This window comes from Bacillus cereus ATCC 14579 (assembly GCF_000007825.1).
Lineage (GTDB): Bacteria > Bacillota > Bacilli > Bacillales > Bacillaceae_G > Bacillus_A > Bacillus_A cereus.
In genome coordinates, this window is sequence record NC_004722.1 from 1740968 (window position 1) to 1753230 (window position 12263).

Below are 12263 nucleotides of genomic sequence, written 5' to 3' on the forward strand. Positions count from 1 at the left end.
AGCTATACATAATAGAGTTGGGGGCTGACGAAATGAATGTACAGGAAAGTTTCGTTACGGCATTGGATGGATCGGAAATTTATTTGCGTAAGTGGTTACCAGAAGGAGATCCGAGAGGAATTATTCAAATTGCACATGGCATGACAGAGCATGCAGGGGTGTATACAGAATTTGTAGATGCTTTATTGGAAGCAGGGTATGGTGTTTATGCGCATGATCATAAAGGACATGGGAAAACAGTAAAAAAAGAAGAAGATTATGGTCATTTTGAACCAAATATAGGCTGGAATCAAGTTGTATCGGATGTTATCTTTGTTTCAGAAAAGATAAAAGAAGAGCAGTCAAGTCCTTTGTTTTTACTTGGACATAGTATGGGTTCTTTTTTATCAAGACGTGCTGTACAACTTAGAGGCGAATTATATGATGGATTTCTGATTTCAGGAACAGGTGGAAATCCAGGGCTTTTAGGAGCTATTGGTCATAAAGTAGCAACAATCGAAATGAAATTGCGTGGGGCAAAAACGAAAAGTCCAATGTTAAACTTTTTATCTTTCGGAAACTTCAATTCGAACTTTAAGCCAAATCGTACAAAATTTGATTGGTTATCTTCAGATAATAATCAAGTTGATAAATATATTGCGGATCCGTTATGTGGTTTCATTTGTACGACGAGTTTTTACCGAGAATTATTTTCTGGTGTATTAGAAGTAAATAAACTAGAAGAATACAAGAAGACGCCAAAGAATCTTCCAATACATATATTCTCTGGTGATCGTGATCCTGTTGGCGATATGGGGAAAGGTGTAAAAGAAGTATATGAAAACTATAAAAAATGTGGTGTGAAAGACGTGACACTACGTTTATATGAAAATGGTAGACATGAAATGTTTCATGAAGTAAATAAGGATGAAGTATTTAAAGATTTAATTTCGTGGTTAGATGCGCATAATAAATGAGAAAGATAATCCCAAACTGTTTGTAGTTTGGGATTATTTATTATACAGAAATAGGGGCAATAAATTCTTAAATTCACTTTACTTAATAAAAAATAAAAAAATATTGTATGAGAGGAAACCTCACTTTTCTGAAGTGAGGTTTTTTGTAGTAACGAAGTAATAGTGAATAAAACTAATTTTAAAAGTAATTTAAAATTAAACTTTTTATAAAGCAACAGATGCTCGTTCATAATAGTAGTATAATAGTGAATGAGGTGTTAATAGAATGGAAGATAGAACGTTAGGTTTATTACTAGATGTTGTTGGGGAACTATTTTCAGATGAAATTTCAATTGCTGTTTCGAATACGAAAGAATATATTTACTATCGGCCAAGTAAACGAATTGATTTAAAGATTAGTGTCGGGGATCCTATAAAGGAAGGAACGATTGCTCATAAAGCGATGGTGATGAATCAAAAAACATCTGAGTTTATGAATCGGGATGTTTTTGGTATTCCTTATCATGGAATGGCTGTACCATTTTCAAACAATGGAAAGCTTGAAGGGTGCGTGACGGCAATTTATCCAGCTTTAACGGATGGAAAGTCAGTTGTTACTTTAAAAACAACAGACGGCTGGATTCCGGTTCCTTTTTCAAAGGTTATGTATTTAGAGGCTAAAGATAAAAAGACGTATGTGAATTCAGAAGAGTTATCAGGAACACATAAATACTCTCTGCAAGAATTCGAATACTTGCTTCCGAAAGATTCATTTATTAGATGTCACCGTTCGTTTATTGTAAATGTTAATCATATTAAAGCGATTTATCCTGATACCCATTCTACTTTTGTACTTTCGATGGATAATGGTGAGAGAGTACCAGTTAGTCAATCATACGCTAGTTATTTCCGTAAACTTCTAGGATTCTAAATTTTTCTGCTTTAGAACCTAGATTTGCTGTTCTGTCTGAATTTTCGGCATTGTATACTAAAATCCCTATTTTGATAGTGTTAATGTGTAAAATAATTATGAATATTCAATGAGAGAGGGATTACATATGGAGAACAATTTAGATAGAATCAGAGATCAACGTCTAAAAGATCGGGTAGTTACACCTGAAGAAGCAGCTTCCTGGATTCAAAGTGGAATGACTTTAGGCTTAAGTGGGTTTACACGTGCAGGTGATGTAAAAGCAGTCCCATTTGCGCTTGTAAACCGAGTTAAGAATGATGAATCTTTTAAAGTAAATGTTTATACTGGGGCTTCTTTAGGATCGGATGTAGACAAATTATTTGCTGAGGCAGGAATTTTAGGGAAAAGATTACCTTTCCAAGCTGACGCTACTATGCGAAAAGGAATTAATAACGGAGACTTTTTATTTGTGGATCAACACTTGTCTCATACAGCAGAGTTACTCCGTGCTGACGTTCTGGATATAGATTTCGCTATTTTGGAAGCGGTTGCGATTACAGAGGACGGAATGATTATTCCAACCACTTCAATTGGAAATTCCTTAGCGTTTTCCTTAAATGCTAAGTCTATTATTATTGAAATGAATATGGCTCAATCCGCGCAATTAGAGGGGCTACATGATCTATATGAACCAGGTAAACAAGGGGAGAGGCTTCCAATTCCGCTTGTGAAAACAGATGACCGAATTGGAACAATCGGTATTCCAATTGATCCTGAAAAAGTAAAGGGAATTGTGTTTACGAATCAATTGGATTCGCCATCGACAATTGTTCCTCCGGATGAAGAAACTGTTATTATGGCACAGCATTTAATAGAATTCCTTCGAGAAGAAGTCAAAGTAGGCCGATTAACAAATCGTTTAGCGCCGTTACAATCAGGAATTGGTTCAGTGGCTAACGCCGTATTGCATGGAATGTTAGATTCAGAATTTGAAGATTTAGAAGTATATTCCGAGGTTTTACAAGATGCAGTTTTTGATCTTATGGATGCTGGAAAAGTCAATTTTGCTTCTTGTTGTTCTATCACGCTTTCTGAAGAGAAAATGCAACAAGTATTTTCTAACTTTGAAAAATATCGTGACAAATTAATGATGCGTCCACAAGAGATTTCCAATCATCCTGAAATTATTCGTCGCCTTGGATTAATCTCAATTAATACTGCATTAGAATTAGATATATACGGAAATGTTAACTCTACTCACGTTTTAGGTACAAAAATGATGAATGGTATTGGTGGGTCTGGTGATTTTGCAAGAAATGCTCGCCTAGCTATCTTTGTTACTAAATCGATTGCGAAAGGTGGTAACATTTCAAGTATCGTTCCTTTCGTTTCTCATGTAGACCATACTGAACATGATGTAGATGTTATCGTCACTGAACAGGGATATGCCGACTTAAGGGGACTTGCGCCAAGAGAAAGAGTGGAACTTATTATTGAGAATTGCGCACATCCAATGTATCGTGAACAGCTACGAGCTTATTACGAAGAAGCAAAAATAAGAGGTGGACAAACTCCTCATATTTTAGAAAAAGCTTTTTCTTGGCATACGAACTATGCTAAAAATGGAACAATGCTTGAAGCGGTAGTAGAAACTGTATAGGTTTGTATCGTACGAAATAGTAAAACGAATGAGTGAGCTTGAAGATTAAATTTTAGAAAAAGAGAACGCCAACTTTTAGGGATGGCGTTCTTTTTCTTTAAAAAAATTGTTGAAAATCGTACTGATTATAATAAAGATTTATAAAACCAATTTCTATTTTATGGAAATTAAAGGTTTTTTTGAAGTGCTTTCCGAATCAATTTAGTAGTGTACATATTGAAAGTGAGGAAAAAGAATCATGAAGATAAGAGAAGCATTATTAAGTGAAGCAAATGAATTAAGTGAACTCGCACTGCATTCAAAAGCAACGTGGAATTATAGTGAAGAATTCATACTTGCTTGTAAGGAAGATTTAACAATTACGGAAGAGTACATAAAAAATAATTTTGTATATGTTTTAGTAAACGATAATGCGAAGATTGGTTTTTTCTCATTTTTACGTAATGATAAAGCTCTCGATTTCTTGTACATTCATCCTCATTACAAAGGAAAAGGTTACGGGAAAATACTTTGGGAGTATGTAATAGAAAAAGCCAATGAACTAGGATTAAAAAGTTTTACAATTGATAGTGATCCGAATGCAAAAGGATATTACTTGAAAATGGGAGCACAGTTAATAGGAGAGACACCATCAACTGTCTTTAAGGGTCGTGTACTGCCTCTTTTGAAATATGATGTGTAAAACTATTAATAGTAGGGGAAGATTAGAATGGATGATGTAAAGGAAAAAAGAATATATGAAGCACTAATAAAATCGTGGTCGATTGAAACGAGTTCAAAGTGGACAATTGAAAACCCAGCAAAGGGACAATGTGGTGTTACAGCTCTTGTCGTTCAAGACATATACGGAGGAGAAATTAAAAAGACAAAAGTAAGAGAGGTATGGCACTTTTATAACTTTATAGATGGGCAGAGATTTGATTTTACAGAGACTCAATTCAATGGGAAATTGAATTATATGGATGAAAAGTCAAATCGGGAAGAAGCATTTGCAGATACAAATGAAAAGCAATATAACATTTTGAAGGGAAAAATAACGAAAGAATTAAAATTATCTTTTGACTCTTAATCTTTAATAAGTTACTATAATGGTGGTAACTTATTAAAGGGAACTTCATAGAGTTGAAAGGGGAAATACTTTTGAAAACAACTTATGTAAACGCTACAATTGTAACGATGAATGAACAAAACGAAGTGATAGAAAATGGATATATCATTGTAGAAAATGATCAAATTATAGATGTAAAGAGCGGAGAATTCGCTAATGATTTTGAAGTAGATGAAGTAATTGACATGAAAGGAAAGTGGGTTTTACCAGGGCTTGTAAACACACATACACACGTTGTAATGAGTCTCTTAAGAGGTATTGGCGATGATATGTTATTACAACCATGGCTGGAGACGAGAATTTGGCCACTTGAAAGTCAGTTTACTCCAGAGCTTGCGGTTGCTAGTACGGAATTAGGATTACTTGAAATGGTGAAAAGTGGTACAACATCATTCTCTGACATGTTTAATCCAATTGGAGTAGATCAAGACGCAATTATGGAAACGGTATCAAGGAGCGGGATGCGAGCTGCTGTTTCAAGGACTTTATTTAGCTTCGGAACGAAAGACGATGAAAAGAAAGCGATTGAAGAAGCTGAGAAATATGTGAAGCGTTACTATAACGAAAGTGACATGTTAACTACGATGGTTGCACCACATAGTCCATATACATGTAGTACAGAATTGTTAGAAGAGTGCGCACGGATTGCAGTAGAGAATCAAACGATGGTTCATATCCATCTTTCTGAAACAGAGCGTGAAGTACGTGATATTGAAGCACAATATGGAAAACGTCCAGTAGAATATGCAGCGAGCTGCGGATTGTTTAAACGCCCAACAGTTATTGCACACGGTGTAGTATTAAATGATGATGAGCGTGCATTTTTAGCAGAACATGATGTTCGAGTAGCACATAACCCAAATAGTAATTTAAAACTAGGTTCTGGTATAGCGAATGTAAAAGCGATGCTAGAAGCAGGAATAAAAGTAGGAATTGCAACAGATAGTGTTGCATCTAACAATAATTTAGACATGTTTGAAGAAATGCGCATAGCGACTTTATTACAAAAAGGTATTCACCAAGATGCAACAGCATTACCAGTTGAAACAGCTCTTTCTCTTGCGACAAAAGGAGCTGCGGAAGTAATCGGGATGAAACAAACAGGGTCACTAGAAGCTGGTAAGTGTGCTGATTTTATTACGATTGACCCGTCTAATAAGCCGCATTTACAACCAGCGGATGAAGTGTTATCACACCTTGTATATGCTGCTAGTGGAAAAGATATAAGCGATGTAATTATTAACGGAAAACATGTCGTTTGGAATGGCGAATGTAAAACGTTAGATGAAGAGCGTATTATATTTGAAGCAAGTCGTTATAAACGAGGTTTGCAAAGATAGATAATTATGTGGCAGTTGAAAAAGCTATCCTTTTAAAAGGATAGCTTTTTTCTTGAACGAATAAATATTCAAAAGAATGTCGCATCTTTCTGTTAGTATTTCTGCTATAATATATTACGCTTTATAATATTTTATATTTAAGGAGAACAACTCATGAAGCGAAAAAAGAGCCATTTAATGGTAATGGCACTTGTTACATCTTTATTATTAACAGCTTGTAATAATAAAGCGAATAAAAGTGATACAGAGGTTAAAAAACAAGTGTTAAATGTAACAGTATCAGAAGAAATTCCTTCTCTGGACACTGCGAAAACAATGGATGGTACATCAGCCCACGTTATGCAGAATATATTTGAGGGGTTATATGTATTAAATGATCAAGATCAGCCTATTCCAGCAGTAGCAAGATCGTGTAAAAGAAGTGAAGATGGTAAGAAATATACATTTGATTTGCGTAAAGATGCAAAATGGTCAAATGGAGACAGTGTGACAGCAAATGATTTTATATTTGCATGGAAACGTGCAATTAATCCTGAAACGGCATCTCAATATGCATACATGCTCTTTTATGTGAAAAATGCGAAAGAGATTAATAAGGGAACAATGCCTCTTGATGCACTTGGGGTTAAAGCAATAAATAATTATACGTTAGAAGTTGAACTCGAACAGCCAGTTCCGTATTTTTTACAGTTGTTAGCACTACCTATATACTTACCACAGCATGAATCATTTTTGAACGAACAAGGAAACAATTATGCATTGGAACCTAGTAATCTCATATATAACGGTCCATTTGTATTAGAAAAATGGAAGCATGAACAAGAGTTTCAATTAAAGAAGAATGCTACATATTGGGATCGAAAGAAAGTGAAATTAGACGAAATAAACTTTCATATCGTAAAGGATACAATGACAGCTGTAAATTTATATGAAGCCGGAGATTTAGATCGAGTACCTATTAATTCGCAAGTTGTAGACAAGTATAAAGGGAATAAGGAATTACATATGTCGAGTGATCCTGGAATTGCTATGCTTCGTTTTAATGAAAAAAATAACGCGTTAGCAAATAAAAAGGTGCGTCAATCTATTTCATTAGCGTTAAATAAAGATGATTTCGTTGCTCACTTTATTAATAACGGAGCAAAACCTGCAAGTGGACTTGTACCAGTTGGTCATGTAAATGAAGTGACTGGTAAAGATTTTAGAAAAGAAAATGGAGATATTTCCTCATATGATTTGCAAAATGCGAAAAAACTTTGGGAAGAAGCGAAAAAAGAGCTTGGGGTAGAACAAGTAAACCTAGAGTTCTTAACGTTCGAACAAGATAACGCAATACGTATGGCAGAATATATAAAAGGTGATTTAGAGAAGAATTTGCAAGGGTTAACGATACAAATTAAACAACAGCCATTTAAGCAAAAATTACAGTTAGAACAAATAGGTGATTACGATATAACTATGGCAAATTGGGGACCTGACTATAAAGACCCAATTAGTTATTTAGAGTTATTTACGACAGGGAATCCGAATAATAAAATGAATTATTCTAATGTTCGTTACGATGAATTAATAAAGAAAGCGAAAACGGATTTTGTACTAGATACGGAAAATCGATGGAAAGCGTTGCGAGAAGCCGAGCAGGTATTATTAGAAGATGCTGCGGTGGCGCCGCTTTATCATATTGGCTCAGCATATGTACAAAAGGATTATGTAAAAGGAATTGAAAAGCATCAATTTGGTGGTATTTATACTTATAAGAATGCTTATATTGCTAATGAATAAATACAAAAAACCTTACTTTTTAAAAGTAAGGTTTTTTTTACAGAGGACCGGGAAATCCTTTGGTGGTGTTCCTAGCATATAAAGAAGAGAAGTGCAAAATTGTAGTTACACATTCATAAGAAGTTGCAACAAATAATATTGAGCAGTTTGTTTAAGTAAAGAGAAGAATAGAAATATAGCATACAAGGAATAAGGGAATGTAGTACAGATCAGCATACAAGCATTTTCTTTCTGTAACTATGTTTGTTTTTAATTATATAAAAAAATATTAGGTTATATATTTTGTCCTTGGTATACTTAAAAGGTAATTTGGGGTATTAAGATGAATTGATAGAGGTGTTTGTGTGGAATTATTTGAGTATTATAAAAAAAGGGGGCGGTTTAAGTGTTTAATTGGGACAGGGATTTTTCTCTTTGGATTATATTGTCTGTATAATAGTTGGGGTGATGTTAATTGGGGAGAAATAATATTTATGGTTATAGCTTCTTTTGTTTTTGGGGGGATTGGATTTTGGCAATTAAGAAAAGGGAACTTATTAGAAGAGAATATAGCTAAAAATGATTTGAAGTTTTGGGATATTGATACTTATGTTTTACTAGAATTACCTCAAAATAATAAACATTACGGTTTATATACTCCCGATGGGGCCTATATAGTAGGAACAACTATGGTTTCAACTGATATAATTTCTTCAAAATTACCTTTTTTAAAAAACAAGCAAGTTATTGGATTGGAAGCAAAGGATGGGGAAACTCTTGCATATTTTCATAGTGAAGTTGAAAACTATGATTGGGCTATTTATGACTCAAATTATAATTGTGTAGGTATGTTTAAAGAAAATATGATACAAGGATTTGGAATGGTACGTGGTTCTTTAATGAATGAAAAAGAGATAAGACTTTCTGAAGTAGAAGTTGGATTTGATTTTTTCGAAACTTCTTTTCGTACAATGGATAACCGGATATTAATAAACTGTAAAAGAGGATATATGCCTTTGGAATGGAGCGAAAGATTCGGATTAAATGTACCTATTATTAAATTAGGTAATAATATTTCTAATGCTGAAAAGATATTTGGTTTAGGGGTTCTTTTCTACATTTTAGAAACAATTAAAGTAAGAAAAAGTAGGGTTTTTAATGATTAGAGTTTCAAAAATTATTTAAAAAAGAAATTGAAGAAAAGCAGTGATTCTTTTTAGGTGTTGGTGTTTTTGAAATAGTTAAAGAATGAATCTTAATTCACATATACATAAAAAAGGGGAATTTCTATGAAATCATTACGTTTATTTATGATTCTCACTCTTGTTGTATTGTTAAGCGCGTGCAATACAGCGACACAAGTTACAAAGGTTCAAAAAAATGGCGAAACGACTTTAAAAATTGGTTCTCTGCAAGGGTATTACGATGTACAAACACTTAAAGCTGAAAAAGGAAATGTGGAAATCCCTTATGAAGCAGCTGTTGAAGAAGGTACGATTTTATTACAAGTTACAAAAGATGATAAGGTTATTTATGAAGAAGAAATCACTTCTCAAAAAGAAGGTTTGCTTTCTTTTGAAGCTTCAAAATCCGGATCATATGATTTAATTGTACGCGTGAAGGGTGAAAAAGAGAAAGCAAAAGAAATTCAAATACATACTAAGCTATGAAAAAACGGTAAGTGGAGTGCACCCGCTTGCCGTTTCCATTTTCAGTTGATTCTGTCACAACATATGTTTATCAATTTAAGAGGTGATCTTCCGAAATTCCTAATGAAGTTAAAATAAGAGATCAACAAAAAATATGTTACAACCTTGGCGTGGTAGTAACGGAATTTATAACTCTCTTTTACACGATAAAAAGACTGGGTTTGATACATTTTTATTCGAAAGAGATGTAGATGGTAAAAAGCAAGTAGTAGTATTTAGGAGAAGGGACATAAGGTGATGCTCTTTTTGGAGAAGGTGTACTAGATCTTACTACCGATATTGATTATATATGGGGGGAAATAAGTTGAAAAGCATTGAAGTTCTAAATACATATATTGAAGGGAGTTCTGTTTCAATCCCTACGTGGTTAAAGCATCTAATTGAGGCAGAGGAGATACATCAAAACTATGAGAATGTACAAGTACTTGGTGCATTAAAAACAGATGCGGTGTTGTACTATGTACACCGTACGCTGCAAGTGTTGGATGGACTGTCTTTAGATGAAGAAGCATATCGTATTATTGAAAAGGTACTAACGTATAGTGAGCTTGCAAAGGTAGGATCTTTAAAACAGCGGGAGCAATGGAAGAAAAAAGGGATTAATCTATTGGTACATAACGAGGGTTCTGCTGATATCTTTAGTGATATTCAGTTTATTGAACGTGTAGAGACAAACTTAAACTCTACTGAGTATTTGTTTATTCAAGATTTAATTAGAACACATGGATTAATCGGGCAGTATATACGCGGGGAGGCTCGTTTGGACTCTCATGTTGATTTAATTAACACATATAAAGAAGAATACGGAGACGTTAGGTTAAAGGAGATTCTATACTATCTTAACCAATGCATTATTGAGGGCGTATCAAAAGCTTTGTGGAGTGAAGTGAAGAACGATGTGAAGATTACAATTGATGGTCTGTTTGATGGTTATATGGAGCCATTTACTTCTCGTATACATAGACTCACGCCAAAACATAAGGAGTCAGCATTTGAAAAAGATATAATTATGGGGAGCGAGAAGAGTGACGTTCAAACATTCCTATCTAATAAGGATTTGTGGTATGTAGAACCTTCTATGCATGCTCTTAGCTTTGAGGATATTTGGACAGTTTTTGTTATGTTAAAGAATGAGATAGGCACTAGAAAAGTTCAGCATATACATTTCGAGAAATTGATGCAGCAGCTACATTATGATTTCAAAGGCGAAAAAAAGGACAACGTGTATCGTAAGCGAGTTATTGAGAAGTATCTACGGGAGTACCGTGAGAACGAGAAACCGAATACAACGCATGTTTCTTTTCAGGTTAAAGTCGATGAAGATATGAAGACTGCGTATGTGTCGTTTCGGTTTTCTGCTGTAGGTGAGGCGTTAATTACCTTCTGTGTAGAGGCAGAAAAGATAGATATGATGCATGCTCGGGCAAATGTGCTGCTGTTTGATTTCTTCGGGTTACGAAAGGATGCATATGATAGATTCCATAACGAAGAAGTGTATCTGGAGCATATGAATAGCTCGGCTGATGATAAACGAATTATTCTTGATTATATAAAGGGAGATACGATTGTAGATGTCGGAGCCGGTGGTGGTGTCATGCTAGACATGATTGAAGAAGAGACCGAGGATAAACGAATCTACGGTATCGATATTTCCGAAAACGTGATTGATACGTTGAAAAAGAAGAAGCAGAACGAGGGGCGTTCTTGGAACGTCATTAAAGGGGATGCAATCAATTTAAGCAGCTCATTTGAAAAAGAATCGGTTGATACGATTGTATATTCTTCTATCCTTCATGAGCTGTTCTCTTATATCGAGTATGAAGGTAGGAAATTTAATCATGAAGTAATTAAAAAGGGGCTGCAGAGTGCTTATGAGGTGTTAAAGCCAGGAGGCCGTATTATCATTCGTGATGGCATCATGACCGAAGATAAAAGGTTAATGCGGGTGATTCGTTTTAAAGATGCAGGCGGAATGAAGTTCTTAGAGCAGTATGTCCAAGAATTTAAGGGGCGTATAATCCAGTATGAGGTACTTGCAGACAATACAGTCAAAATGCCTGTTAATGATGCAATGGAGTTCTTATATACGTATACTTGGGGTGAGGATTCCTTTGTTCATGAAGTGCAGGAGCAGTTTGGAATTTTTACGCCAAACGACTATAAGGACTTCGTAAAGGGTATCTTTGGAGATAAAGTAAATATCGTTCAAGCTATGAACTATTTGCAGGATGGATATACAAACCATCTTAGCGAGAAAATCGAGTTTACAGATGAGTCTGGGAATGCTGTTACGCTACCAGATAGTACGTTCTTTATGGTTTTAGAAAAGAGGTAATGATGTTGAAAGACTTTAAAAATATAATTTTAAGAAACTTAATTTAATAGTCTTCAGTTAAATAGCGTATTTTTAGAGTAATGAAAAATTCCTAATTTCTTAACTTTATACCGAGAAACATATCCAAGTGGGGTATTGACGATTAAAACCGGGAATATTAGAACAAATTCGCTAGCTGAAATCTATCGAAACTCCCCTGTTTTTCAAAATCTTCGTAATCCTGACAAGTATAAGGGAAAGTGTGGTGTTTGTGAGTTTCGATATGTTTGTGGGGGATCTCGTTCTAGAGCATATGCAATGACGGGGGGATTATATGGAAAGTGAGCCTTTCTGCGTATACGTACCAAAAGCATTGCGAAAACAGAAAAAGAACATAAAAAAGGGCTATGAGTAAAAGCTTACTCACAGCCCTTTTTTAATGTTTTATAATGTATAGTACTTCGCATCCGTCATTAAAAATTCGCTACCTATAACTGTTGTACTGAAACAAGTTTTTTACACA

10 protein-coding genes and 1 pseudogene are annotated in these 12263 nt (G+C 34.6%); all 11 read left to right on the forward strand.

Translation table 11 applies throughout. The features are described from left to right. Positions 1–32 precede the first annotated feature (32 nt). Positions 33–956 carry an alpha/beta hydrolase gene (locus tag BC_RS08915; RefSeq protein WP_001102581.1) on the forward strand — a complete coding sequence of 308 codons (924 nt, stop codon included), beginning with the start codon at positions 33–35 and terminating at the stop codon, positions 954–956. Between the two features lie 265 nt (positions 957–1221). Further along, complete coding sequence (locus BC_RS08920; protein ID WP_000390211.1) at positions 1222–1866, forward strand: LytTR family DNA-binding domain-containing protein; 645 nt, start codon at positions 1222–1224, stop codon at positions 1864–1866. A gap of 127 nt (positions 1867–1993) precedes the next feature. Next, positions 1994–3508 carry an acetyl-CoA hydrolase/transferase family protein gene (locus BC_RS08925; protein WP_000429812.1) on the forward strand — a complete coding sequence of 505 codons (1515 nt, stop codon included), beginning with the start codon at positions 1994–1996 and terminating at the stop codon, positions 3506–3508. 238 nt (positions 3509–3746) lie between these two features. Further along, entirely contained in the window at positions 3747–4190 is a 444-nt protein-coding gene (locus BC_RS08930; RefSeq protein ID WP_000701899.1) for a GNAT family N-acetyltransferase, read from the forward strand. 27 nt (positions 4191–4217) lie between these two features. After that, the gene (locus tag BC_RS08935; RefSeq protein ID WP_000342907.1) at positions 4218–4577 is read left to right on the forward strand and encodes a YunG family protein; all 360 of its coding nucleotides are present in this window, start codon (positions 4218–4220) and stop codon (positions 4575–4577) included. Positions 4578–4630: 53 nt separating this feature from the next. Continuing rightward, positions 4631–5956 carry a bifunctional S-methyl-5'-thioadenosine deaminase/S-adenosylhomocysteine deaminase gene (locus BC_RS08940; protein ID WP_002195350.1) on the forward strand — a complete coding sequence of 442 codons (1326 nt, stop codon included), beginning with the start codon at positions 4631–4633 and terminating at the stop codon, positions 5954–5956. A gap of 153 nt (positions 5957–6109) precedes the next feature. Next, on the forward strand, positions 6110–7738 hold the full coding sequence (locus tag BC_RS08945; protein WP_000823510.1) for a peptide ABC transporter substrate-binding protein: 1629 nt from the start codon (positions 6110–6112) through the stop codon (positions 7736–7738). 344 nt (positions 7739–8082) lie between these two features. Continuing rightward, complete coding sequence (locus tag BC_RS08950; RefSeq protein WP_033685072.1) at positions 8083–8883, forward strand: hypothetical protein; 801 nt, start codon at positions 8083–8085, stop codon at positions 8881–8883. Between the two features lie 123 nt (positions 8884–9006). Further along, entirely contained in the window at positions 9007–9387 is a 381-nt protein-coding gene (locus BC_RS08955; protein ID WP_000838922.1) for a lipoprotein, read from the forward strand. Positions 9388–9715: 328 nt separating this feature from the next. Next, complete coding sequence (locus BC_RS08960; RefSeq protein WP_002025623.1) at positions 9716–11761, forward strand: class I SAM-dependent methyltransferase; 2046 nt, start codon at positions 9716–9718, stop codon at positions 11759–11761. Between the two features lie 117 nt (positions 11762–11878). After that, positions 11879–12155 (forward strand): annotated as a pseudogene (locus BC_RS08965) (SPASM domain-containing protein); the annotation flags it as partial. Positions 12156–12263 lie beyond the last annotated feature (108 nt).